The organism is Vibrio qingdaonensis (assembly GCF_026191675.1).
Taxonomy (GTDB): domain Bacteria; phylum Pseudomonadota; class Gammaproteobacteria; order Enterobacterales; family Vibrionaceae; genus Vibrio; species Vibrio qingdaonensis.
This window is the reverse complement of the sequence record NZ_JAKRRY010000005.1, coordinates 70,655-95,783: the sequence shown is the minus strand read 5'-3', so window position 1 is coordinate 95,783 and position 25,129 is coordinate 70,655. Positions and strand designations below refer to the sequence as shown.

26 protein-coding genes and 4 tRNA genes are annotated in these 25,129 nt (G+C 42.0%); 17 read left to right on the top strand and 13 right to left on the bottom strand.

The features are described from left to right. The first annotated feature begins 43 nt into the window (after positions 1-43). Positions 44-754, top strand: a complete 711-nt coding sequence (locus MD535_RS06210) for a pseudouridine synthase (protein WP_265674010.1) — start codon at positions 44-46, stop codon at positions 752-754. 127 nt (positions 755-881) lie between these two features. After that, a complete protein-coding gene (locus MD535_RS06205) occupies positions 882-1,265 on the top strand; it encodes a nuclear transport factor 2 family protein (RefSeq protein ID WP_265674009.1) in 384 nt (127 codons plus the stop codon). Positions 1,266-1,375: 110 nt separating this feature from the next. On the opposite strand, the gene MD535_RS06200 is transcribed toward MD535_RS06205, so the two are convergent. Together MD535_RS06200 and MD535_RS06195 are read right to left on the bottom strand one after the other, a co-directional pair. Then, entirely contained in the window at positions 1,376-1,633 is a 258-nt protein-coding gene (locus MD535_RS06200) for a putative hemolysin (RefSeq protein WP_265674008.1), read from the bottom strand. Positions 1,634-1,862: 229 nt separating this feature from the next. Continuing rightward, on the bottom strand, positions 1,863-3,401 hold the full coding sequence (locus MD535_RS06195; RefSeq protein WP_265674007.1) for a DUF3943 domain-containing protein: 1,539 nt from the start codon (positions 3,399-3,401) through the stop codon (positions 1,863-1,865). A 184-nt stretch (positions 3,402-3,585) separates the two neighbouring features. On the opposite strand from MD535_RS06195, the gene MD535_RS06190 reads away from it, so the two are divergent. The 4 genes from MD535_RS06190 to MD535_RS06175 all read left to right on the top strand — a co-directional run bounded on the left by MD535_RS06190 (position 3,586) and on the right by MD535_RS06175 (position 5,827). Beyond that, positions 3,586-4,104 (top strand): NUDIX hydrolase, encoded by a 519-nt coding sequence (locus tag MD535_RS06190; RefSeq protein WP_265674006.1) that lies wholly within the window; start codon positions 3,586-3,588, stop codon positions 4,102-4,104. Positions 4,105-4,120: 16 nt separating this feature from the next. Beyond that, complete coding sequence (locus MD535_RS06185) at positions 4,121-4,777, top strand: potassium channel family protein (RefSeq protein ID WP_265674005.1); 657 nt, start codon at positions 4,121-4,123, stop codon at positions 4,775-4,777. A 169-nt stretch (positions 4,778-4,946) separates the two neighbouring features. Next, on the top strand, positions 4,947-5,423 hold the full coding sequence (locus tag MD535_RS06180; protein ID WP_265674004.1) for a LabA-like NYN domain-containing protein: 477 nt from the start codon (positions 4,947-4,949) through the stop codon (positions 5,421-5,423). After that, on the top strand, positions 5,423-5,827 hold the full coding sequence (locus tag MD535_RS06175; RefSeq protein WP_390902899.1) for a nitrous oxide-stimulated promoter family protein: 405 nt from the start codon (positions 5,423-5,425) through the stop codon (positions 5,825-5,827). Before MD535_RS06180 ends, MD535_RS06175 begins: the two co-directional genes overlap by 1 nt. Positions 5,828-5,850: 23 nt before the next feature. Here MD535_RS06175 and MD535_RS06170 read toward each other — a convergent pair whose 3' ends face one another. Both MD535_RS06170 and MD535_RS06165 read right to left on the bottom strand, forming a co-directional pair. After that, the gene (locus tag MD535_RS06170; protein WP_265674003.1) at positions 5,851-6,165 is read right to left on the bottom strand and encodes an AzlD domain-containing protein; all 315 of its coding nucleotides are present in this window, start codon (positions 6,163-6,165) and stop codon (positions 5,851-5,853) included. Next, positions 6,162-6,887, bottom strand: a complete 726-nt coding sequence (locus tag MD535_RS06165) for an AzlC family ABC transporter permease (RefSeq protein WP_265674002.1) — start codon at positions 6,885-6,887, stop codon at positions 6,162-6,164. Before MD535_RS06165 ends, MD535_RS06170 begins: the two co-directional genes overlap by 4 nt. A gap of 280 nt (positions 6,888-7,167) precedes the next feature. Between MD535_RS06165 and MD535_RS06160 the strand changes: the two genes are divergently transcribed. Then, positions 7,168-7,947 (top strand): hypothetical protein, encoded by a 780-nt coding sequence (locus MD535_RS06160; protein WP_265674001.1) that lies wholly within the window; start codon positions 7,168-7,170, stop codon positions 7,945-7,947. A 19-nt stretch (positions 7,948-7,966) separates the two neighbouring features. On the opposite strand, the gene MD535_RS06155 is transcribed toward MD535_RS06160, so the two are convergent. The 4 genes from MD535_RS06155 to MD535_RS06140 all read right to left on the bottom strand — a co-directional run bounded on the left by MD535_RS06155 (position 7,967) and on the right by MD535_RS06140 (position 11,310). Continuing rightward, positions 7,967-8,758: an EAL domain-containing protein gene (locus MD535_RS06155; protein WP_265674000.1), complete on the bottom strand. Its 792-nt coding sequence runs from the start codon at positions 8,756-8,758 to the stop codon at positions 7,967-7,969. A gap of 310 nt (positions 8,759-9,068) precedes the next feature. Beyond that, positions 9,069-9,857 carry a lipase family protein gene (locus MD535_RS06150; RefSeq protein ID WP_265673999.1) on the bottom strand — a complete coding sequence of 263 codons (789 nt, stop codon included), beginning with the start codon at positions 9,855-9,857 and terminating at the stop codon, positions 9,069-9,071. A 127-nt stretch (positions 9,858-9,984) separates the two neighbouring features. Continuing rightward, positions 9,985-10,617, bottom strand: a complete 633-nt coding sequence (locus MD535_RS06145) for a hypothetical protein (protein WP_265673998.1) — start codon at positions 10,615-10,617, stop codon at positions 9,985-9,987. Positions 10,618-10,665: 48 nt separating this feature from the next. Continuing rightward, positions 10,666-11,310, bottom strand: a complete 645-nt coding sequence (locus MD535_RS06140) for a helix-turn-helix domain-containing protein (protein ID WP_265673997.1) — start codon at positions 11,308-11,310, stop codon at positions 10,666-10,668. A gap of 203 nt (positions 11,311-11,513) precedes the next feature. On the opposite strand from MD535_RS06140, the gene MD535_RS06135 reads away from it, so the two are divergent. The 8 genes from MD535_RS06135 (at position 11,514) to MD535_RS06100 (ending at position 17,477) form a co-directional block, all read left to right on the top strand. After that, a complete protein-coding gene (locus MD535_RS06135) occupies positions 11,514-11,747 on the top strand; it encodes a DUF2164 domain-containing protein (protein WP_265673996.1) in 234 nt (77 codons plus the stop codon). Positions 11,748-11,912: 165 nt separating this feature from the next. Continuing rightward, positions 11,913-12,455 (top strand): cytochrome b, encoded by a 543-nt coding sequence (locus tag MD535_RS06130; protein ID WP_265673995.1) that lies wholly within the window; start codon positions 11,913-11,915, stop codon positions 12,453-12,455. Next, entirely contained in the window at positions 12,452-13,021 is a 570-nt protein-coding gene (locus MD535_RS06125) for a YceI family protein (protein ID WP_265673994.1), read from the top strand. The genes MD535_RS06130 and MD535_RS06125 overlap by 4 nt, the downstream gene beginning before the upstream one ends. Positions 13,022-13,327: 306 nt before the next feature. Further along, positions 13,328-13,414 (top strand) — tRNA-Leu (locus MD535_RS06120). 67 nt (positions 13,415-13,481) lie between these two features. Then, a tRNA-Cys gene (locus MD535_RS06115) sits at positions 13,482-13,555 on the top strand. A gap of 465 nt (positions 13,556-14,020) precedes the next feature. Beyond that, a complete protein-coding gene (locus MD535_RS06110) occupies positions 14,021-15,322 on the top strand; it encodes a DUF6271 family protein (protein WP_265673993.1) in 1,302 nt (433 codons plus the stop codon). A 23-nt stretch (positions 15,323-15,345) separates the two neighbouring features. Next, positions 15,346-16,548 carry a type III PLP-dependent enzyme gene (locus MD535_RS06105; RefSeq protein WP_265673992.1) on the top strand — a complete coding sequence of 401 codons (1,203 nt, stop codon included), beginning with the start codon at positions 15,346-15,348 and terminating at the stop codon, positions 16,546-16,548. 17 nt (positions 16,549-16,565) lie between these two features. Continuing rightward, positions 16,566-17,477, top strand: coding sequence for a galactosyltransferase-related protein (locus MD535_RS06100; protein WP_265673991.1), 912 nt, complete (start codon positions 16,566-16,568; stop codon positions 17,475-17,477). A gap of 202 nt (positions 17,478-17,679) precedes the next feature. Here the strand turns inward: MD535_RS06100 and MD535_RS06095 are convergent, their stop codons facing one another. From MD535_RS06095 to MD535_RS06075, 5 genes are all read right to left on the bottom strand, one after another. Then, complete coding sequence (locus MD535_RS06095) at positions 17,680-19,053, bottom strand: MATE family efflux transporter (protein ID WP_265673990.1); 1,374 nt, start codon at positions 19,051-19,053, stop codon at positions 17,680-17,682. A gap of 450 nt (positions 19,054-19,503) precedes the next feature. Further along, complete coding sequence (locus MD535_RS06090) at positions 19,504-21,843, bottom strand: putative bifunctional diguanylate cyclase/phosphodiesterase (protein WP_390902900.1); 2,340 nt, start codon at positions 21,841-21,843, stop codon at positions 19,504-19,506. Further along, a complete protein-coding gene (locus tag MD535_RS06085; protein ID WP_265673988.1) occupies positions 21,831-22,766 on the bottom strand; it encodes a transporter substrate-binding domain-containing protein in 936 nt (311 codons plus the stop codon). Before MD535_RS06085 ends, MD535_RS06090 begins: the two co-directional genes overlap by 13 nt. 90 nt (positions 22,767-22,856) lie before the next feature. Further along, entirely contained in the window at positions 22,857-24,254 is a 1,398-nt protein-coding gene (locus tag MD535_RS06080) for an aminotransferase class V-fold PLP-dependent enzyme (RefSeq protein WP_265673987.1), read from the bottom strand. A gap of 318 nt (positions 24,255-24,572) precedes the next feature. Beyond that, on the bottom strand, positions 24,573-24,746 hold the full coding sequence (locus tag MD535_RS06075) for a hypothetical protein (protein ID WP_265673986.1): 174 nt from the start codon (positions 24,744-24,746) through the stop codon (positions 24,573-24,575). Positions 24,747-24,849: 103 nt separating this feature from the next. On the opposite strand from MD535_RS06075, the gene MD535_RS06070 reads away from it, so the two are divergent. Next, a tRNA-Leu gene (locus MD535_RS06070) sits at positions 24,850-24,936 on the top strand. Positions 24,937-25,005: 69 nt separating this feature from the next. Further along, positions 25,006-25,079: transfer RNA gene (locus MD535_RS06065), tRNA-Cys, on the top strand. The last annotated feature ends 50 nt before the right edge of the window (positions 25,080-25,129 follow it).

Below are 25,129 nucleotides of genomic sequence, written 5' to 3'. Positions count from 1 at the left end.
GAGTGCGCATAATGGCGGCGAAGACTATTAGGAGAATCATGAAATGCGCTTAGATCGATTTGTCTGTAAAAGCACCGAACTAACACGAGCGCAAGCCTGCTCCGTGATTGAACGCGGCGAGGTGTGCGTTAATGGACAAACGATGACAAGTGAACGTACTCAGGTACATGAAAATAACCAAGTGACATTGAACGGAGTGAAGCTATCGTGTCGTCCGTTTCGTTATCTTCTACTGAATAAGAAGGCAGGGACGATTTGCTCAAATATCGATGAAGTATACCCCTCATTATTTAACAGTATTGATATCCAGCATCGTGATGAACTCCATATCGCGGGGCGCTTAGATGCTGACACGACGGGATTGGTACTCATTACCGATGATGGGCGTTGGTCTTTCAATATCATTACGCCTTCGAAACAATGTAGCAAAGTCTATCGAGTCAGTTTATCAAAACCTATTGATACCAGTGCCGTTGGTAAGTTTAAAGATGGGGTTCAGTTGCAAGGAGAAGGCCAACTGACTAAGCCAGCCATTTTAACCATTATTACCCCTAAGGATGTACGCTTAACCATCACTGAAGGCAAGTTTCATCAAGTGAAACGTATGTTTGCAAGCATTGGCAATAAAGTCGTGAAACTCCATCGTGAACGGATTGGTGATATACAGCTGGACGTTGAGCCTGGGGAATGGCGCTATTTAACGCAGTTAGAAGTAGAAAGCTTCTTTGATAGAGACCGCCAAGAGGGTGAATAATACCTTATTAATTATTTACAGTTTGGGTTTGGGAACCTAAGGCCTGCCAATTACAGTGGGACGAGAACTGGTATTTCCTGCGAACAACGCCTACGGTTTAGCGTAAATACGGAGTGGGAGGTTGACGATGAACAGTCAAGTTGAGCAAAATAAAAAGCATGCTGTCGAGTTCTACAAAATGGCGTACTTAGGCTGCCCGGAAAAAGCAGTAGAGCTGTATGTTGGTGATGAATACATACAGCACAACCCCGTTGTCATGGATGGCAAGCTAGGGTTTATAGATTACTTTCAACAAATGGCGACGGAATATCCTCAAAAGAATATCGAGTTTTTGCGTGTGATTGGTGAAGGAAATTTAGTTGCATTGCATACTCACCAACAGTGGCCCGATGGCGACGAGTACGTCACCATGGATTTTTTTCGGTTCGATAATGATGGAAAAATCGTCGAGCACTGGGATGTGATTCAGCAGGTGCCAGATCGTTCATTAAATGATCATTCAATGTTCTAATGACATTTATGTAGAAGCGTAGGTACGGATACTAAAGTGGTAAAATTAAGGTGTTTAAATGAAAGTGGTTAAATAAAGGGCACTGCTGTCGAGCGCCCTTTATATAGGTATTAGTTTTCTTCTTTTTTATTTCTATTTTCGTAATAGTCCCAAACGGTGTATTTTTCTTCGTCTGAAATAACACAGTAAGGTACACGCTTACCATTTTCTGTTACACGTGCCAATTTATTGCCTTGCTCAACACAATAAACATAAGCTGGGTCGCTAATGGTTGTGATTTCATCGACATCATATTCGTCAGGTTCACTTGCACAACCTGCCATAATACCTACTGCAATCGCACCAATCATCCATTTTGCTGTTTTCATTCTTTCTCCTAGTTGGAAATCTGGCTTTTGGTTAAGTGTAGGAGATCTCAGAGAAAAAGTGTTTTGATTCGGTCAAAATATTTACATTTAATCGACAAATAGTTGAGATATTGTGTTTGTGTCTACAATTCCTACAAATTTGTATGTTGACGTCCATCTTTAAGTCGAACGACGCACTATCGTCCTTGGTATTGTGGCCTTCACCACGATACCAAGGCATCGTGGTTGATTAGATGTATTTATTGCCTTCACCAAAGCGGTAAATCAAGCGTGAGCCCATTATATGATCTCGCGCACCGGAATTGCGGTGGTAGGCGTATTTCCAGTCGGCTTGCAGTGACCAATTGGCATTGATTGAGTAATGCACGCCCGTACCAATATTCCACTGTAATTTCTTAGTATCCCGATCTTTATCAAGCATTGCTTCACCAACCCCCGCATTGAGGTATGGCTTAACAGGGCTACCAGGGAGTAAATAGTATTGAAAATCTAAACTGTAGTTTTCATAAACATGCTTTTGGTTGCTCACGGTTGACTCGTAGTTGCCTTGCATATAGCCAAGACGCGTCGAGAACTGCTCTGTGAAATAAAGTCCCAGTGTAAATGCTGGGGCAAAGTCGTTTTTGAGGTTACGTTCTTTGTCTAACTGAGGGTAAGCAAACCCAGCGCTGAGACCGACGATACCATATGTGACTGGATCATCCGTGTATTGATGGTAGTTTTTCTTCTGACGACGTTTCAAGCTGTCATCGGTCTCACCGGCGCCAAAGGCATATTGTACTTGAACTTGATATTTGGTTTCCACTTCGCCATTTCTAAGGACATTGGAATGCGCACCGACAAAGCCAGTACCGGCTTTTACTATTTCTCTGCCCGCAACGTTGTTGACGCCGCGACCAAGGCTGTCGACAGGGTCTAAGAAGAACAGTGCTGTCGAGCCGAGTGCGTCGGATCCCCAAACTGTTCCGCCGCCGAGGCGAATCTCTTTTTCTTTGTTAAATGCCCATTCACCGTATACCCAACCAAGAGTAGGGGTGACGACAAGATCTTGAATGGAGGGGACTTCTGCAAAGGCTTCTATGCCGTATTCCCAGTAAAATGTCGACATTAACGTGGAATACATAAAGGCATCCCATTGGCGATAGCCTGATTTTCGCGCCGCTTGGTAATAGACGCCACCAAAATAAGGATGTCCAATATAGTTGATGACGTGGTCATCTCGATCCCATACCGGACCAGATTGTACGTTGTCCCACCACTTGTTCATGAGTTGAACGTCGTCTTTTTCCCAGTTTGTAATGGATTCAGGCATAAGTGCCAACACACCCGCAACACCCACACCATAAGCAAAGATAGACTTAGTTTGCGACCAAAGGCGCTCGCTATCTTCACCATTTTGAGGGTTAAATAGAGAGACTTGATAAGGTGAGTCATAAAAACTGACTTGCTCAACAGTGGTTTCGTTTTGACGCAACTCTTCAAAACTACTATTGGTGGAAATAGAGCGATAGCCGAGTTCATTCCAAGTTCGATATTGTTGTGCGGTCAGTGCTTGGTGGCTCAAGGGCTCTTCAGCCGCCACAGCTTGTTTTAGCAAGTCTTCTTGAGTGAGCGCAGACGTGTCAGTATTGACGTCGATTTGCTCAGTTGCATTTGCCAAAGGGGCAAATACGCCCATGAGTGTTAGAGCGATGACTGATAGTCTCACTCCGGACTTGGGTGTTGTCGCTCTAGGGGAAGTGGAGATTGGCAATGGATAAACATTCATAATATAAAGGGACTTAGCTCACAGTGTAGTGTTTAGTTGCTTAACATCCCTTTAAGCGAGGGAGTAATAATACAGCGTTCATTTATGATAGTCCCTTCTGAAATAACAATAAAACTGTGTCAAAGTGTAAATGTTCATTTATGTGATAGACTTCTCGCAGTATTACCACGTTGTCGAGCAAAACATGAGAAAGATTACTACCGCGATTCATCCAGATATTGATCATTTGGACGACAAAAAAATTTACCACCGAAAGGCGACCCGAGCGATAGCGATAGATGGCGAACAGATTCTATTACTGTATACCGAGCGTTATCATGACTACTCTCTACCGGGTGGTGGGTTAGATGAGGGGGAAGATGTCATTGCAGGTATGGTCAGAGAGCTAGAAGAAGAAACGGGTGCTAAGAATATTCATGGTATTAAGCCGTTTGGTATTTATGAAGAATTTCGCCCTTGGCATAAACAGGATGCGGATGTCGTTCATATGGTGTCTTACTGTTATTCTTGTAAGGTTGACCGACAGCTGGGTAAAACCGCTTACGAGGATTATGAAATCAAAAATGGTATGAAGCCAGTTTGGATCAATATACATGAAGCGATAGCCTTCAATGAGAAGACCATTGCTGAAAGTGATAAAAAAGGTATGAGTATCGAAAGAGAAACATACCTGCTGCATTTAATCGCCAAAGAAATGCTGTAATTGAGGAGAGACGGTTTTGAAACTAGTGACGAAAGACGATAACTTTTTCTTTTTGCTGGGCTCGCTATTGGTTCTATTTTTCCTGAGTGCCGTTGTCCATCAATTTAAAGACGATGCGCAGTCGTATGTATTGGCGCTACTTGTACTTTGCATGTCGACGTCGATTGTTGGTGTGCATCGTAAGCAGACGTTCTATCGCTCTTGGTATGCCGTTATGCTGGTGGTCATTGTGACCTCGGGAACGATTACTTTATTTGAAAACAAAGATCTGTCTTTAGTGACGATGTCAGCAATGCTGTGTTTTGTACTCGCACAAACGTATTCAGCGCTAAAGCAGGTGGTGATGGCGAAAAAAGTCACGTTGAATCAAATAGTGGGCTCGATTTGTGTTTACTTGCTATTTGGATTAAGTTTTACGTTTATCTACCTGATTCAACTTGAGTTATTTGTTGACCCTTTCAATGGGATAAGTCATAAACCATGGTTGGATAATTTGTTTGAAGTGATTTACTTTAGCTTTATTACGCTCACAACAGTCGGTTATGGTGACATTTCTCCAACGCTCGCGATTCCTAAATTTTTCGTCTTTTTGGAGTCAATCACAGGCAGCTTTTATCTTGCGATCATGGTTGCGAGCCTAGTGAGCAGCCACCTGGCACAGAAAAATGAGTAATCTGTTATTGATTTAACCTAGTGTTCGTTAACTTTTATACAGAGTAAGCCTCCAATTTATGATGACAATTGGAGGCTTTTTTGATGGTATGACGATATGCCAGTACTGAAGGCATCCACGAGCAAGAGAGATCTGTTATGATGTGAAAAAATCCGCTTAGGTCGAAGTTATGGAAACCATCGCAGTCCTTGTTGACGTTCAAAATATTTACTACACCACCCGCCAAGCTTTTAAAAGTCGCTTTGACTACAATGCGTTATGGCGCCAGCTTTCAGAACAGTATCAAATTACATCGGCGAATGCGTACGCCATTTCCTCAACCGATCCTAAGCAAAGACAATTCCATCATATTTTGCGAGGCATTGGCTTCAAGGTCCATCTTAAGCCTTTTATTCAGCGCTCAGATGGCAGCGCAAAAGGGGATTGGGATGTTGGTATCGCGTTAGATGCGATTGAGTTGGCCGCCGATGTGGACCGGATTGTCTTATTGTCCGGAGATGGAGACTTTCAAATTCTTGTGGAGCGTATCCAACAACGCTTTGGTAAGAAAGTGACCGTTATCAGTGCACGTGCATTAACCGCTAATAATTTGATTGACGTTGCTGACGACTATCAACCCATTGATGATACATTGTTGATTTACTAATGACGATGAAACTTGAATTAAGCTTGTTATCTGGGGAGTTGGCAACAGAGTTCAAAACGGTACAAGCGATGGTCGCGATATATTGTCGTGATCATCATCAAGACGATCATCAAGGTAAAAGCCTGTGCAAGTCTTGCCGTGAGCTAATTGACTACGCCGAAATGCGCTTAGATCGATGCCCGTATGGACAGAAGAAGCCCACCTGTAATAAATGTCCCATTCATTGCTATAAACCGCAACCTAAAGAACAGATGCAAGCCGTGATGCGTTATGCTGGCCCAAGGATGTTATTTCCTCATCCTATTTTATCTATTCGCCACCTCTTACACGAGAGAAGGGCAGTCCCTGCCAAACCAGGAGCGGGTCTATCTAATCGCTCGCAGCGAAAAAATCGTGGTGAGTAATCTTTTCTATCAAGGCCCACCGCTTAAAATACGGTGAGCTTTAATAATATAAAGAACGCGATACTGACGATAGTGGTTAACAAGACATTGTTGGTAATTTTAGCGCAGATGATGGCAAAAATAGCGCCTAAACAGTAAGGCAAGTTGTCACTCCAGTTTAGCTCGCCATGTGGAAGAAACACGATGGGCCCCCAAATAGCCGTAAGTACGGCTGGACTGGCGTAACTTAGAAAGCGTTTTGCGCTGGCACTGATTCTAAGCGGCAGTTTAGGCTCCAGAAATAGATAGCGGCTCGCGAAAACAATGGAAGTGAGAATTAAAATTACCGCAAAAGTCATGACTTGATTCTCCCTTCCGCTATATAGCCAACACTCATCCCAACGATGCTGGCAATGACCAACCCCATTTCGACGTTCATAGTCGCCAATATTACGGAGGTCACGAGGGCGGAACAGATAGCGAGTAACGTTGCTAACGATTTTATTGTTGGAATGACGATGGCAATGAACGTTGCAGCGACAGCAAATTCCAATCCATATTGCTGTAAGTCTGGAATTTGGCTACCAACTATAAGACCGATCAATGTGGCGATATTCCAAATCAAATAAAAGGACAGGCCTGCGCCGAGCGCATACCAACGGTTAAATTGCTGCGGCGATTGACGCCCGCAGAGCGCAAACAACTCGTCGGTTAAGAGAAAACCGAGTCCAAGGCGCCACCTCAGCGGCAGTGGGGAGATCGACTCCCTCATAGATAGGCCGTAAAGAAAATGTCGAGAAGTAATAAAGAAAATAGTGACCATCATCGTCAGCAGAGTCGCGCCAGACTTGATCATCCCCATGGCAACCAATTGCGCGGCACCGGCAAATAAAATGGCACTCATGGCTTGACCTTCAAAGAAGGTTAATCCGGACTCAATGGCAAAGGAGCCCGCTAAGAATCCCCAAGGAACGACAGCGAGACTTAAAGGCATCATAGAAAGAGACCCTTTGAGAAATAAAGGCAACCTAGTCGCGGGGGCGTCATTTAGACATTTTTTCTTAATGGTATGGTTTGGCATGCATTCCTTGCTTAGTTGTGTTTGGCCAGTTACTACTGGCGAGTGCTTCACTGCTGATAAGGAGTATATTGCATCGGCGTTGTGTATCTTCAAGTGTGTACGCATACTAAATGTGAATTATTTTTGTTTTCATAACCTTGCTAGAATCACCAACCCAATTTTAGTTAGGCTTTTTCGCTTGAATATACGACGTGACTTTTCATTACTTAATCGTTTATTGAATCCAGTAATATTGAACTCGGTAATTAACATACGGGTTTATTTGGTATTAGTATTTACGTTGACCACATCAATGTGTTGGGCAAAAGATATACTGCCAACAAAAGACGAGGATTATGGTCGAACCTTACCATTCTTTGGTGATCGAGTGCGTGATATGGGAATTACGCTGCCTAAACCGATCGGCATCTCACTGTTTACTCACCAGCAAGAAGACCTGATGAATTTAGGTGACTTTAAAGTTGATGGAGAGCCTGTCGACGACCTTTTACCAAGCGGTGGAAGCTCAACCACTAATACCACCAGCATTGTAGCGGTTCGAGGTGACGTATGGGTACTGCCATTTTGGGGCTTTAATGCCATGGTAGGCAAAGCAGTGACGTCTTCGAATATTTCAATTGGGGTCAATGATTTTGCCAATGGCAATTTGGCTCGCTTGGAGGTGAATGGCATGGCGACAACGTCTACCGTCACTGCTGTCGGAACTACCCTTGCGTATGGGCATAAGAACTTTTTTGGAACCATCGACGCACAGTACGTATCAACGTCAGTTTCTGGTGTGGGTGTCAGTTTGGACGCACTGGTCATTACCCCTTTAGTTGGTCTTAATATTGGAGATAGTGGTTGGCGAATTGTGATTGGAGGTCAGTATCAGGATTATCAACGCCAGTTAAAAGGCAAGCTTGGCGATATTAAGTTTAGTGCGACACAATCTTCGAGTCGTTGGTCTACAATGGTGGGGCTGCAAAAGGCTTTTGCTGAAAATTGGGAAGCGTCTTTAATGGCGCAAAGTGGCAAAACGCGTGAAGGCGTAACTTTTATGCTTGGTAAGCGTTTTTAAATTCCGTTAAGGGGAAGCACTAGACGACTTGCTTGAGTCTTGGTTCAAGTGCCATGGGGACGGCTAAGTGGAAGCCTTGATAGAAATCAAAGCCTAACGATCTCATTATTGCCAGTTGTTCGTCGGTTTCTATTCCTTCTATCACGGTTTTTGCACCATTTGCTTTAGCCAGTGCGATGCCATCAACAAGTGGGGATTTCTTTCCAGCGATGTAATCCAACAATAGTTGGCGATCAAATTTCAGAATATTGGGGCGAATGGATGCCACTCTTTCTGGGTTTGACTCCTTACAGCCGAAGTCATCAATCGCTATAAGAAAATCCGCATCACTTAAGTGTTTTGCTGCCGAAGCCAATGTTCTTGGGCTAAACGCGGTTAGCTCAACCAATTCTACTACGACACGTTTGCAGTCTATCTGAAGTGCTTTTAAGCGTGACATCAATAAGGATGATTGAAGTCCTTCTGCGGCTAACCGTTCACTGGAAATCGGTAGGAAGTTCAGAAATAGTAGCCTTTCTCGATACTCAGACATACTGAAATTTCGAATGTGAATTACGCGACTTAATCGGTCAACGTTCAGTTGGTCAGAGAGAGGAATACTTTCATTTTGGAAAAAAAGATTAGGTGGAATAGGTTTGTTATCTTGGTCATAAAGTCGAACTAGCGCTTCCATACCAATAATCGTACCAGCACGACAGAAGATCGGCTGAAAAACACTTTTTAATATAAGGTCTTTATATTTTGCGACATAGCTTCCAGTATGGTCGATCTTAATTCGTTGTGTAAATTGGTGCTTGTCTGTGAGTAGCATGAAGATAACATTTATTCGAGATATTCATATAATAATGTCACGGGTGAAAAATAAGTCAAATTCACCATGATTATGAAAGGTGCCTAATTGGGTTAATTGTCCAATGTTATCGTTGAGAAGATAGTGTACTCAGCTGATGAACCTTGAAATTTTAGTGATATAATTCATTGTTTTCAAAATAACCAAATTCATAAATAGCGATATTTATTCAAAAGTTGACGAAGCTCAATAACATGCAAAGCTATTGGTTGATTTTTAATCAGAAAGAAAATTAGTTGATATTTAGTTAAAATATCGACACACCTCTCATTTATCTCTCATCGAAATAATCTTTATTGCGAATATATTTACTCATTAAGTGATATGAAAAAGGTCGGATGAGCCAAGAAACAACGGAACGACTGAATCGCACGACTGAAGGGGTATTCTCGAAAATACGACCATTATAGAGCCATAACATTTTGCCAACATGCCAATAAGCAAACGGTAGCGGTGGGAGGAAAGTGACGATGTCCAAGTCACAACAGATTCGATAGGTCTTATGAGCCAGATTAAAGTGCTTTTTAAAGCGCCACCCACCGATAGCGGGCTGCCCGAAGGTGACGATTCGCTTAATGGATTTAGGGTGCTTCTGTTCTAATGCATCGGCTATCACACAGCCAATTGCTCCCCCTGATGAGTGCCCAGTAATCGTAATTCTTTTGCCATTCTCAATGAGTCCACTGGCGATCACCATGGTACGTTCAAACAGTGATAAACCGAGAGTATCTAACTTGTGACTCGGCTGGCTTTCTTGATTGAGTATAAAATGAAACCCAGCATGGATGGAGTAATCGAGACCGAATGCTTGGCATGAGCGTTGCCATAGCGCAAAATTAAGTAGCCAATCGCTGACGCTATGAGATCCCTTGATAACGATGATGGCTTCTTCTTGATGTTTGTTCCATAAAACTCTAACGACGGTTTTACCCGAACGGTTAGCGATTGTTCTCTGACCGTTCGGGTCAAACCCATAGCGTGTTTGTTTAAATATGCGAGGATAAGCAAGGTTACAGAGCACAGCGTAACGTTCATATTGATATCGTTTAAGACTTTTCATGAATAGGCGAGGCCAGAACTCATACAGCTAACGTAAACATATCCCTTACTATGCAAAATTCGCGTGAACCTTTAATGACAGAAACCGACACGAAGCATTTAACGCTTCATTGATTACCATTCATGTATTAGCTTTGAACAATAGCGTAAAGTTGGACGTACTTTTTAAGTGAATCCCCGTATTTGGCTCGCTTAATGGGGTGGGAATATAAAATATAACGTGGTGTTAATTGGTTGCGAGCCAGCAAACGTTGGCGTAAATAGCTGGGGCTTTCGGCTAGTTTGACACCTTGTTGAGCGTATAAGTCACGGTCTTCTGGCAATTGATGCGTCCACCAGTGGATAATCTCTCTGCTAAAGATATTACGATTCATCCAGTGGTCGGCGATGAGCACCAATAAATCATGGGGTTGGATGGCAAATCGATATTCTGATTGCCATTCTTGAATCTTTTCAAGCAAACGCTCTCGGCTCGAAGGACTTGCGTTAACAAAGTGATGCGTGATCACCCAAACGGTACCTTGAGAGGAAGACACACGATAATGTTGGGGGGCTTCTGAACGTTTATTTAATTCAATCGGCGCATATTCGCAGTGCTGACTTGCGCCAGTTTGATTTGCTACTAATCGTTTGACAAATGCGAGAGCCAAGTGGTGCTCAGTCATTCCCTTATTGTGAACAGCAGGGTAGTGATGAGCACATAGCGTTAAACAGTCACCTTCAAATTGATTTAAGCTGTGAACAACAACATCAAGAAGCACGGTCTATTCCTTAACCTAGCTGCATTTGGTAAATGCAGCATTTTTTAATTAGCCACGCTTGGACCATGTGCCCCAGCGCACCACACCAATAACATCAATCTCGTCATCCATTACTTGATGAATGGCATTTTTCGATGTGTCATCACCATACCAAACATGAATGACTGCACCGATTTTGACTAATGTGAAAAATTCTGGGTAATCATTACCTGGTAAGCGAGCTAGGACAATATCATCATTTACCCATTCTTGGCCTTGTTCAACAAGCGCTACGCAGTCCCATTTGTATGATAGCGCCCCTGACACAGGGTATAACACGCCGAAGCAGTTGTTATGTTTGCTAGGAACAGGAATGGAGCTCACAGAGTCAGCTTGCTCACCGCTTAGCAGGCGTGGGACTTCGGTTCTTGTATAAACACTGACAGTAGATGCACCGACGTTTACCGCGTTTGTTAATGTTTGCGCGTGGGTATGCTTATCACCAATACCGAAGCATAACCAATGAGGTTGAACTTTAAAATACTGAGCAATGAGGGCAAGATCTTCTATTGAAGGGTAGGTTCTTGTCGCGCCTTTTGTCAGATAGCGACCAATGGTTGCCTTACCTTTTCCAATTGCTTCGGCCAGTTCGTGGTTAGTCACTCCGTGTTCTTTCAATAATTGAGTGATGCGTTCTTGATACCCTGTGTTCATGGTTCCTCCGTATATTTGCACTCAGCATAGTGGTTTAGTTTCAAAAATGAAACAGAGATTCATAAATAATCGAAATAATGAGAGGTGGTTGGAATAACGCGTATGGATGGTGTGTTAAAACTTGAATGATTTAAAACCCTATGCGCCATAGAAGATAAAATGTAACATTATGTGATACACGTTGAGTATGAAGGAAGGGCGCGATGTTTGATTCAAAGCAACGAAATGACATTATTATTCAATTGCAACAGTACTTTTCTGAAGAATTGGAGCAAGATTTAGGGCAATTTGATGCCGAGTTTTTATTGGACTTTCTCATCAAAAAATTGGGTCCAGCCTTTTACAACAAGGGATTAGAGGATGCCAAAGCGGTACTCGAACGCAGAGTGCTTGATATTGGGGATGAACTGTATGAAATAGAGATGCCGTTGGACTAGCGTAGGGTCGCAAATTGTTGTGGTTGAGTTAGTTCGAAAAAATTGAATGACTTTATCAAGCCTTCCCTATCGTCGTAATGTCAATTTAAGTAAATACTGTATCTCAAGCGTTAAATAGTCGTTAATATGACGAATGATAATTGGTATCAATAAATGGAAAGGAAAATGGCAACAACCACGGTTCAAAATTACAACGCTGTCTCAAGAGCACTGCATTGGTTATCCGCTTTGGTGATCATTGGTATGTTTGCAGTCGGACTTTGGATGGTTGATCTTACGTATTATAGCGAGTGGTATAAAACAGCGCCGCATTGGCATAAATCAGTGGGCATACTCTTGGCTGTGATTACTATAGTTAGATTAATTTGGAAGCATGTAACGCCTAGTCCTGATATAGAAGGTTCTGCCTTTGAAAAAATGGGGGCTAAAGTAGGACATCTGATGATGTACATTGCGTTACTGGTCATTTTCACCAGTGGTTACTTGATATCAACGTCAGATGGTCGAGGTATAGACGTTTTTGAATGGTTTACAGTTCCAGCATTAGGTGAACTCTTTGCAAATCAGTCTGATATTGCAGGGGAGGTTCATTTCTATGCCGCTTGGTTTGTTATTTTAGCCGCTGCAGGGCATGCGTTAGCCGCCTTAAAGCATCACTTTATCAATAAAGATAATACTCTTCGAAAAATGTTAGGAGTTTCGAAATGAAAAAGACACTAATCGCTACAGGAATGGCAGTGGCAATGATGTTGCCACTAGGTGCAAATGCCGCTGATTACGCTATTGATACTAAAGGCGCCCACGCCTCAGTGAACTTTAAGGTGAGCCATTTAGGTTACAGCTTTATTCAAGGTCGTTTTAACGACTTCTCTGGTCAGTTTAGCTATGATCCTGCAAACGTTGCTGCCTCTTCGGTGGAAGTCACCGTCGACACAACAAGTCTGGACTCGAATCATGCCGAACGTGATAAGCACATTCGTAGTTCTGATTTTATCGATGCAGGTAAGTACGGTGAGGCAGTGTTTAAAAGTACAGGTGTGAAAGACAATGGTGATGGCAAGTTAGACATTACAGGGGATCTTACCCTTCATGGTGTGACCCAGCCGATTACCATCAACGCTGAGTTTATTGGCGCTGGCCAAGACCCGTGGGGCGGTGAGCGCGCTGGTTTTTATGGAACTACTCGTTTGGAGTTAGTGGACTTTAAGATTCCTGTCATGGGCGCATCAAGCTACGTAGATATGGAACTGCACATTGAAGGTGTGCAAAAATAAGCGTGAATCTGTAGTTAGCAACTTCTTAGAGGTAAACCCTGATTTAGATGATCAGGGTTTTTTTATGGCTCAGGATTAACATTTTGGTTAATCCTGTCTGGGAGTCATCGAAAATAAAAAACTCGTCATTTATAAAAGCAACGACGGTGCAGTTAGTACCGGCATTTTGGTGGGGCTTTGTGCAGATAGTTGGGAATTTAACCATATGATTCATAAAGTAAGAATTTACGGTTGACCAAAATTCTATTTGGGGTAAAGTACGTCTCGTCCTCACGGTGAAGCGAGAGGATGATGGTGTTTGCATGTGCCCTGGTGGTGGAATTGGTAGACACAAGGGATTTAAAATCCCTCGACGTTCGCGTTGTGCCGGTTCAAGTCCGGCCCGGGGCACCATCTCAATGATCAGTTACGTAACTAAGCGTAGTTGCCAGTGAATTTACAGATACCAGTACCAGATAAAGGCGCCTTGGCAGAGTGGCTATGCAGCGGATTGCAAATCCGTGGACCTCGGTTCGACTCCGGGAGGCGCCTCCAATATTCATCATCAAATTGCATGATAGCTTGATGATGAGAGATAAAGTCACCAGCTCAGGCTGGTTTTTTTATGCCTGAAATTTGAAGCCCTCGCCAGTACATGCTGGCGAGGGCTTTCCTATTCTAAGAACATGCAGCGCTTTTATAGCAGTATGCTATTGCTGTCTTCACGTACGAATACCCATCTCCAATCTCGACTCAGGTTCAACTTGTCAGTGAGCGCGTATTCAACATACTCACTCCGCGTTTAAATAGAGACTTCAGTATCACGTTGTCCCAATCACACTTGGCAATGTCCACTATTTTGTTGGCTTAGTTTCTTTTGTTGTACTGCTCGCAAACTTCTGCCATGCAACTGGAAGAGTATGCATATGCAATAGAAACTTAGCGCAATTCAGTCTATGTGTACAAATCGGTGAGGCATGACATTTTTAGTTCAGCGGCTTCGCATAATAAGGAGCTTTAGTGAAGAAAATTTGTCTTTTTTTACCCACCAACCGAGAATGCGCCAACGCGATTGGCTTGATGATCAAAGAAGCTAAATATGCGGTTGATAATTTTGATGTGCTTGTTCATGTTTTAATTTTGGATACTTCAAGCGGGGATGAATATAAATCAAACCTTGAAGCTGTTAAGCAGTATGACCAAGTAAATAAAGTATCAGTTTCATATTTTGATGATAAGAGACAGAAAAGTTTTATCCGCAATGTTATATATGATGCAAAACAGCATGACGTGATGGCGAGGTTGTTAGCGATAATGCTGCCTGAAGGCTGTTCTTATGGGGCGTGCACGAATAGAGGTTTTTTAATCAGTACCGCTTTTGGTTGTGACAGTATTCACCGAAGAGATTCTGATAGTCGATTACAGAGAGTCAACGGTGAATATATTTTTCCTATCTACCAGGAGCTTCGCTCTCTATCTCAAAATGCTCATGATGTATCTGGAAAGGTTGATTATGTGACCTTGTTACCTGAGCAAGAGCAGATGCCTGTTTCGTTGGTCGGAGGCGCCTTTATTGGCGCTATGTCTGTAGATGTTCAAGAGATGCAAAGCATAAACTCAGACGTTTATGAGACAATTGTTAGCCTTGATGTTCCAGACTGCTACTCTGAGGCCCAGAGGAAAGAATTTGTAGAGAAGTCATTTAAAGGTAATGGAATAGAACGATTTAACGGTGATAAGTCGATCCTATGCTCTGTTGATCCCTATGCGGTCGATATGTGCAATGTCAGTTTCTATAAAGTGCACCAAAAAATACCGCTTCCTCCGGCGAAGTCTACCATCGCTTCTGACTACTTTCTTATACATATGATTAATAGCTCAAAACTTCCAGGTGTAGAGCACAATAGACATATAGATAACTACCATACCCCAGAAAGAAAAACAGATGATGGTTTCTTCGATTATCAAATTAGGTTGGTTAAGTATTATGTATCTCTTAATTATTTCGGTTTTATTTTTTCCAGATTAGATGAACTTGGATTAGAGCTACTAGACCATGATTACCAAGTTAATTCGGAAGTTGTTTTGGGGGTGATAGAAGAAAGTCTAAAACTCGATCAGGAAACAGCTAAAAAGACGCTGAATATAATTATTAAAGAATATGCTAAACTCGGCGGTCGTTATGAAAAACTCTCACGTATAATTAGTGATCGATTCAGTGAGTTATTGTCCGAAGCCAAATCTGATATGGAGGACTTTATATTTTTAACGGGGGTTTGGTCTTCACTAATAAATTCAAGTAAGAAGCAAGTTAGCATTTAATTATCAGCGGAAGATAAATTACGATGAAGTATCAAGAAGATAATGATGATAATTTCGATGCCATTACGTTCGATTTGGCAGGAATAGAGCGTCAATATGATAGGTTATCGCATGCACTACCTGGTGTAGATATACGATTCGCTATCAAAGCATGCCCGGTTGATGGCGTATTGAGGTCGCTTGTTGAAAAAGGCTCTGGTTTTGATGCTGCAGGAGTGAATGAAATTTTACAAGCAATTAAATCTGGATGCGATGTTAGTAAAATCCACTATGGCAATACCATTAAGTCGGACAAAGATATTAGTCATGCCTATTATTTAAATATTCGTGATTTTGTGACCGATAACATAGGCGATGTTCAAGCGATAGCACGTCTCGCGAGTGGCAGCCGAATTTGCTGTCGTATTGCTAATGAAGGCAAAGGCGCATTGTGGGAGTTAAGTCGAAAATTTGGTTGCTCAGGAAAGGAAGCGGTTCAAGTTTTAATAGAAGCAAAGAGAAGCGGTTTGAAGCCCGCGGGGCTTTCTGCACATGTTGGTTCGCAACAAATGGAAGTTGCAGCATGGGAACAGTTATTTACTCTCTGGAGAGAGGTTTTGCTTAACCTAAAATCTAAAGGAATACAGTTAGAGTATATTAATTTAGGGGGCGGATTCCCTTGCAGTGGCTATTTAGATAAGCAGGGAAATAAATTATCTCCACCAGAAGAAAAAATATTTAGCACAATTCGTGAAAATATGTCGCGGCTGCAAAAAGATATAGGGTACTCCTTACGTTTTATCGCTGAGCCGGGCCGCTATATTGTTGCTGATAGTGGTATGATTCGTGCGCATGTGGTGCGTTTATCTGAGCGGATTCAACCATGTGGTACTAGAGAGAGGTGGTTATATCTGTCTTGTGGAGTATTTAATGGTTTATTTGAAACTGACAAAATCAGATATAAAATGCGCTTCCCCAAGCGTAAGGACAGTAAGCTAGTACCGGCAATTGTTGCTGGGCCAACGTGTGACTCGTATGATGTGATTAATGATGAGACTAGTCAAATTCTCGTTCCTGAAGATCTACAATCTGGGGACCCTGTATTAATACTCTCATGTGGCGCATATTCTGCGAGTTTTGCTACTGTCGGTTTTAATGGTTTTTCTCCGTTAAAGCACAGTTTGCAAAACGGGAGTGAGCATGGTTCGATGCAAGCAAACTTAATTGAACAACCTGCTTTGAGTTGAAAATAGAGGGTAAATAAATGAATGAAAGTGTGGTGTCTTTTATTATTCCATTTAGGAACGCAAGTAGTGAAAGAGAAAAAAACTGTTTTTCTACGTTGAAATGGGTAATTACCAATTATCCAAATTGTGAAATAATACTGGCTGAACATGGCTCTAAGACCGAGTTTTCACTCAAACCAGGAACCATTAACCAAATTTATGTAGGAAATGAACTTGAGCCATTTAATAAAAGTAAAATCATGAATCAAGCCGCTATTCTAGCATGCCATGATGTGCTTATATTTCTTGACTCTGATATTATTATTGACCCAGAAGATTTAAACCGATGTATCATCAGTTGCCAACAGGAATTTGAGGCAGTGAATCCCTTTAATGTCGTTATTGATCTTCCTGCAGATTTAAGTGAGATGATTCATAACTCACCCGACATGAAGTTAAATTATCCCATTGCTGAAAAAGATAAATCTGAGTGTAGAGATTTTCTTAATTTTAGTGGCGGTATGGTACTGATTCGAAAATCAAACTTTGTTCAAATTGGCGGCTGGCCTGAAGAGTTCTGGGGGTGGGGAGGAGAAGATGACGTTTTTGCTTACAAAATTGAACGCTTCTTGAAGTTTAAAACGTTCAAAAATCCCGTTTATCACCTTTACCATAAGCGTACAACTTACGAGACGGTTGCAGAGAACCCTGAGTATTTAGCTAATTGTGAAGCTATGGACCGGATAATTCGCTATACCGATACTCAATTAATAGACTATTGTATGAAAAGCAAGGAGGCACTCGTTAAGTTCCCTGTGAACGAACTATTATCAAATCCTATTCGTCATGATCTTTCTAAAGAGTTAATTATCCGACATGAAAGAGTCAATTTAGATGACTTAATTGAAGATGGGAAGGTTGTCTATTATCCAACAATACAGTTAAGTTAGCCAAACTAAGGGTATAACAGTGAGTATTGTTAGAAAAGCTTCCCTGCTTTTTAGAGAGCGCCAGTGCCATTTCACGTAGAAGTGGCACTTATCGACAGTAACTCTCACTTATTGTTAGTATCTGACGCCGATATCAACCTTACGTTTACGTTGAAGCTAGCTCATTAATTAAGCCGGTTCATTAACTAAGCTGGTTCATTAACTAAGCTGGTTCATTAACTAAGTTGGTTAGCCAACGTTTAGCAAAGATTCGGTGTACAACTAAGCATCCTTTGACGACTTCTTCTAGTAGGATCGCGACCATTACCCAATTTAGCGGCCACCCAAGAACAAAAATCGTGAATACTGCAACTGGAATACCGATACCCCAAAGGCCAAATAACTCGATAAAGAGTGCGTACTTCATGTCCCCGCCACTACGCAATGCCCCCGACAGTCCAAGCATGTTAAGAGCCCGCAATGGAACAGCGAAGGCCATAATTAGTAATATCTGAATCGCGACATCCAGTTGTGGCGTATTCATGTAATTCAAGACTTGCTGAATATCATCCCTTAACAGGTAAGTCAGCGGGCCAATAAAGAAAGCTAAGATAACCGCAACGATAATCAGTCGCCAAGCGACATACCATGCGCGTTGATACCGTTCCGCTCCCAGCTCCTGGCCAATGAGAGTCGATGCTGCGACACTTATTCCGTAGAAGAGGGAGAGTATCACGGCTTCCACGGGGCTTAGCATACTCACTACAGCCAGCGCGCCCACGCTAATGTGCCCCATGAGTATACTATAAGTTAAAATACCCGCCGCCCAGCCGCCGTTTTGTAGCAATGCCGGAAACGCAATTTTGAGATAGAGTTGGCGAGCTTTTAGAGTAAGACCGCTCTTTACATCGTGTTTATTCGGACAATATTGGCGCCGGCGACTATATAAGTACCAACCTAAGATCAGCATTTGCACTACTCGTGATATTGCAGTACCTATTGCAGCCCCAACAACCCCCATTTCAGGAAACCCGTATAGTCCGAAGATTAATAGTGCATTCAACCCAACATTTAATAGACTGGCAAATATGCTGATGTACGTGGGCACAGTAGCTTCGCCAACCGCCCTAAACATGGACTCTAAAGGAACAACAATTGCCGTGAGCAAGATAGTCCAACCAGTAAATAGCAAATAGTCCGTCGCCATTTGATTAAATTCAACATCGTTACTCGCTAGACCAATGACCCAGCTAGGTGCGACTGTATATAGCAAAGCAAAAGGTAATGAAACGATAGCGGACATAATTATCGATTGTCCTAAAGAACGTTTCACACCTAAAATATCATTGGCGCCAAAGTATTGTGCTGCTAATACAGTCACGCCTGCACACGACCCATAAATGGCAAGTAAGTTGAAAAACACAATTCGACCGCCTAGCCCTACAGAAGCGACGGCACTATCACCTAAAGGAGCCACCATAAGCGCATCCACTAAGGATAGTAAGGAGTATAGGATGGACTGAGTAGCAACAGGAATAGCGATACTGCATACTTTACGCCAAAAATTACTATCTGCGGTTCGCCACATGGCTATCATCTTAATGTCCCTTTAAGTTTTGTGTGCATGAATCCATCATTCCCAGCAGCATAATAAGTTTGCCTAGCGTGACTGGTATTCAAACGACTAAGATACAATCTCGAATCATTTACTCACCTGTAACCGCACCCTAAAATAACGCTAGTTCATTCTAAACGTCGCTTACTCAATATGATTATTTGCCTAGCAAACTTGAACTTTTGTACTGTTCGAGGGAGATTTTTTAAGGGGGCTGAGACGAGTATATCGATAAGTTTTCCATATTATTACGCAAGCTCAGCTTGCTAAGTACGATACTGAGTAAAAAATGCGAGTCGGAGGGAATTATTTGTAGTGGCATAGTAATTAGGTAATCAACTAAAGGTGATAGCAGTAACTCACCTTGATGCTCGTGTGGTTCGAGTTCAGTCTGACTGGCCTAAAGTTTGGCTGGTGGCCAATGATTCCCCTCTATTCCACGATGTTAAGCTTGAGAGGTTCTCTATATGCTTTGTTGGCATTGTCTCTAAGTAGGCGCTCAAACTCTTTAGCAGGTACTGGCTTACTATAATGAAACCCTTGACCATACTCACAATCAATGGAATTGAGATAATCAACATGCCATTGATTTTCAATACCTTCTGCGATTACTTTTAAGTTTAGCGCTTTTGCCATGGCGATCACCGCGTTGACAAGCTCGCGGTCAGATTTATTTTTACGGATATTTTTCAAAAATGAACGATCAATTTTTAGTTGATCAAACGGAAATTTTTGAAGATAGCTTAACGCTGAATAACCGGTGCCAAAGTCATCGATGGTTAATTTCACGCCCATGGATTGTAATTTATTCAGCAGGCTGATGACTTCTTCGTTGTGGTTGAAAAGTAGGCTTTCGGTGATTTCTATATCGAGTCGATCTGCGGGCAACCCCGATTTCATCAATCCATAGCGAACTTGCGTAAACAACTTATCGCAAAATCGAAATTGGACACTGGAAAAGTTAATAGACATGTGTATTGGAGCGATGGCTTGCCAAAGCGCTGCTTGTTGACAAGCCGTCATGATAGCGAACTCACCAATTTGATGGATTAGGCCATTTTTCTCTGATAAAGGTATAAATTCGTCGGGCGGCACCATACCAAATTTCTTGTCATTCCAACGCATAAGCGCTTCTGCGCCAATGATTTCATTAGTGCGTAAATTTAGGATCGGTTGATAATAAATTTCCAGTTCGTTGTTGGCTATCGCATAGCGCAGTCGTCCGTCTAAGCTTAAACTCCGTTGCACATTACTGCTCATATCTGAACTATAAAAGCTAAAAGCATTTCTACCATCTTGTTTAACGCTATACATGGCCATATCAGCATTAGCGAGGAGTTGTTCTGTATTTTGACCATCTTGCGGGTAAACAGACATTCCAATACTGATGGAAACGAAAAAATCTTGGTTATTCCAGTTGAATGGCTGATTGAAAAGGGCCAATACTTGGGTTGCATAGTCTTTGGCCAATACTTGGTTATTGAGGTTAGGGACAATGAGTAAAAATTCGTCACCACCTAAACGAGACAATAGCTCTGAGCTGCCAACAGAATCCATTAAGCGGGAAGTGCTTTGCTTGAGCACTTCATCACCGGCTAAGTGACCCAAGGTATCATTTATCTGTTTGAAGTTGTCGAGATCGATAAACATTACCAGTAAGCTTGAGTTGTTTACGCCAGCCTTTTCTATCTCACTTTCTAGTTGTTGGTTACCATAACTGCGGTTGGGCAAACCGGTTAGGGCATCGTGAGTGGCTTGATAGGAGAGCTTTTCTTCTGATATTTTCCGTTTTTCTATCTCGTCTAAGAGTTGATGATTTTTTACCGATAATATAGCGTGCTGTTTTTTTGATTCAGTCACTTTTGTTCTTAAAATGATATTAGCGTTATTAATTATAAAAATATAAAATAAACCAAACATAACAGGTAGCGCTAGGAAGGATAGGCTAATAATAAACCAGCTAGAGGTTAATATGCTTTTTCCGTTGACAGATTCAAACCAATTATTTAAAACGAAAGGCGTATTTTTGATAGGAATAGAAAAGTTAATCGTCGCATTGCTATTAGGCTCAGATGTTGGATTTTTTCCTGATAATGAGTCCCATACAAAAGAGTGGCCATTTTCGGAAACCAGTTCAATCCTACTTTGACTGTCCTTACTTTCTTGAGCCGTCAACTGTTCAAAAATAACGTCTTTGTTGAGAATTGCGACTAAGTAGGCTGTTGGAAGCCCAGATTGAGTCACCATTTTAACAAGCTGAACTTCATTGTTACCCAGTCGATTGACTGTTCGAATTATCACATCACTTGACTTGTTGTTCTTAAGGCGAGCAATATTAAATAGCAGTTTTGATTTTGGGTAGGTATCGGCAATGATAGAACCATCAAGCCCAACAAGAGCAAAACGGTCATATATGTTCTTTTGATTGATGGTTTTGTTTTTTTGCGTTGCAACAAGTTTGTTCTTTAGCCTTAGGATACTCGACCCTAAGCCATACTGCATGGACATCCCTGATGCTAAGTTTGCGAAGAAGGCATGCATTACTCTGTCTTCGACCAGCGTATCCATATCTTCATTGGTGACGTAAAAGAAATACTCTAAAGTACTGGCGTAATTTCCCACTTTTAACTCAAGTTCGCGGTGTTGAGATTGTTCTAAACGAGTCTGACCTAAGTTAGTAACGCCAAGAATTAACATTAAGTAAGCTGCCAGCAATAGAGAGGCTAATAATATCAATCGATTGGCTTTTACATTTATAGTCATAGTTTTGATTTACTACCTTCTGTAAAATAACCTTCATAAAAATAGAACACGGATGGATAGTATTTTTCGACAAGTTTATTGTAGCTTCCATCTTTTTTAATTTTAGATAAGTATTTATTAAATTCAATTCTGAGATTCGGAGAGTCTTTGCGAAAAACGGCAGCCATCCGTTGTTCTTCTGACACTGGTCCAATAACCTTAATTTCACCAGGCCATTTTTCTAGTGCAATTAGCGTATCTGGTACATCGAGTAATGTACTTTCTGCGTTACTGTTTAGTACAGCAGGGACCATTTCACTGAGCTTTCTTTGTTGTTCCGGAAGAATGATATTGGCACCTGTATCATAAAGTTGATACAAATTGGGGTCGAGACAAGAATGTTCCATTGCAAGTACATCTTTACCCCGCATCAGTTGTTTAACTTGTACGATGTCTTTGGCGCTCGAACCTGATGGTTGAATGGGTTTCAAGTCGGATTCTGTTTTTGCTATCAACCATACTGCTGATGGAAAGTAATCTGTGGAAAAGTCAGCAATCTGTGTTCGCCATTCTAAGATTGTCACGCCGTTGGCAATTAAGTCGCCTTCAATTGGAACTTGTTTTCCTAGCGTTAGTGCATTGTTGGTAAATTGAGCATCTTGCCCTATTAGTTTGCCGAACACATTATTCCATTGTGCTGGTACATATTGATACTCCACTCCGATTGACTCCGCGAACCCTTGTACAATTTCGACATCTAATCCGGTTAAATATTGAAAGTCATTTTGGTCAATGTAGGAAACAAAGTTGGCGTATGAGACCCCAAGGTGTCGTAAAACACCACGTTTTTGTATTTCTTCCAAATCATCAGCTAAGAGTGCTGAACTAAAAAAGGTCAGAGCAACCGTGGCAAAAGCCGCCGATATTTGACTATACGATAGAGTAACTTTCATAGTAAACCTCTTAAAGCTCAGGTGATAATCGCCCAATATAATATTGGGCGTATGGTAACTAGGCCATATCGTAACTAGGCCATATCGTAGCTATGCCATGTCGTAATACAGCTCTTGAATAGCATTGATCAGACCAATTACATCGTTTTCATCATGGAATAGGTGAGTAGAGATCCTTAATGAATAAGTATCGGGCCCCCCGATTTCCAATTTAAAACTTGTTGTACGGATTATGTACCCATATTGTTTTCGTAAACGATCCCTGAACTCTGTCAGTACGCTTTCGGGCACACTAAGTTCAAACGGGTTAAATGTAGTGAGGCCGCTGGTCAGGCCGGTTACGTTGGGAGAAAAAATATAGACATTTGGCAGAGTCTTTTGTAAAAGCTCTTTGCACAGTGAGCCAAGTCCCAGCACTCTTTTTTCAATACGAGCGCGGCCGATATCGTCCCACATTTTACAACTGTCAGCCAAAGCTTGTTTTGCTGGGTAATTATCATTGCCAACATATTGGAGTTGATAGTGAATACCCAAATAATCTAAATGGCCCAATGACGAGTTTATTGCCCAGTAAGGCTTTTCTCCATTAGCCCATTCTTTGATTCGGTTCATGTTGTCACGGACGTAAAGAATACCAGTGGCCCCGGGGCCACATTGCCATTTATGCCCAGAACCTGCGTAGAAATCACAATCAAGATCATGGAAATCGAGGTCGAGCATGCCTATTGTATGCGCGCCATCAACAAGGGTAGGTATCTGACTTTGTGTCGCCAACTGACAAATTTCTTTCGCTGGTAGGCGCGTGCCCGTTTTATAGGTGATGTGCGAGAAAGTAATAAGCTTAATATTAGAGTATTGTTCAATCGCTTCGCGGAACGCTTCTACATAATCTTGTTCTGTGACAGGCTCGTTGCCCGTATAAATTGGCAACTGAATCTCGATGATTTCAACGCCATACCTTTGTTTTACCATATTCAGTGGTGACATTGCAGCGATGTGTTCGTGATGTGTAGTAAGAATCACATCACCAGATTGCAGGTTAAGACCGTTGATTATCGAGCACATTCCATCGGTCGTGTTTCGGCTTAAGATGATCTCACTTGGGTCTGCACCAAACCCTGCAGCAATATCCGACACCATGTCTGAGACATAGGGCCATGAACCAAATTTTCCGTCCATATCCCAAGGGTATTTTGCAACGGTTTTGTTGTTGTTGTTATAGTGTTTTAACACTTGTTTAGGCATAGACCCTGTAGTGCCGATGTTCATGTACGTTGTTGAATTGTCGAGAATAAATTGGGATTTAATATTGGTCCAAAATGCTTTGCCTGTTGAGTGGCGATGAGAGTTCCACTGGGAGTCGAGCTCGTCGGCGTTCGACACTGAACTAAACAGGGTGCTACTAACTCCAGCAATGGCTACGCCCGCACTACCTTTCATGAAATTACGTCGATTAAGTGATTCTACTTCCTTGTTCACTTTGCTCATTTGCACAGTCCTTTATGATTGAGTGAGGTTGATAATGCTTATTTACAGTTATGTTAATTAAAGTTCACTGTTTCAAAAGCTTAGTATCTACAGGGCCAAAAATAAATTAGCCAAAGGTGATCTTGACTCCAAAACAAGTTAAAAGCTTTCTAAAAATCAACATGATAGCGTTCTATTTCGCGAACTAGCGCAGAGGTACACGTTGAACGCGATTGTCACTATCCTCAATTTTGTCATTATCTTAGTTGATGGCCTCCACAGAGTAATAGATTAGGATTTTGAAAACCTTAATCTACATTGGTTGCACGGTAAGCGATCTTAGGGAGTGAAAGTCGGTGCTGGTGATTGCCCTGAATTAGAATTATAAAGAGGGTTGTTTGTTGGTATTGCGGTTGGATTAATATCTGACTTTAAAGGCATTGATTTATCTCTTTCTTTTTGAATATGAAGAGGATTCATCCAGCTTGCTGGAGTTTTCGTCAGGTAATCCATAAAGTTAACATTTTTGCTTGACGATAATTCTCATTCGAATATAGTGCTCAACGTTGCCGCATTTCAATGCGGGAGCGATGGTGTTTCCAAGCATTATATGTATGCCCTGGTGGTGGAATTGGTAGACACAAGGGATTTAAAATCCCTCGACGTTCGCGTTGTGCCGGTTCAAGTCCGGCCCGGGGCACCATCTCATTATTGTGTGATTAACAACCGTTAGCTCTCACTACATAATGAACTTAGAAATACGACATAAAAAGGCGCCTTGGCAGAGTGGCTATGCAGCGGATTGCAAATCCGTGGACCTCGGTTCGACTCCGGGAGGCGCCTCCATTTCTTAATGCTTCCCTATTCAAGCTAAGCTTCCGCGACATTCGTAACCC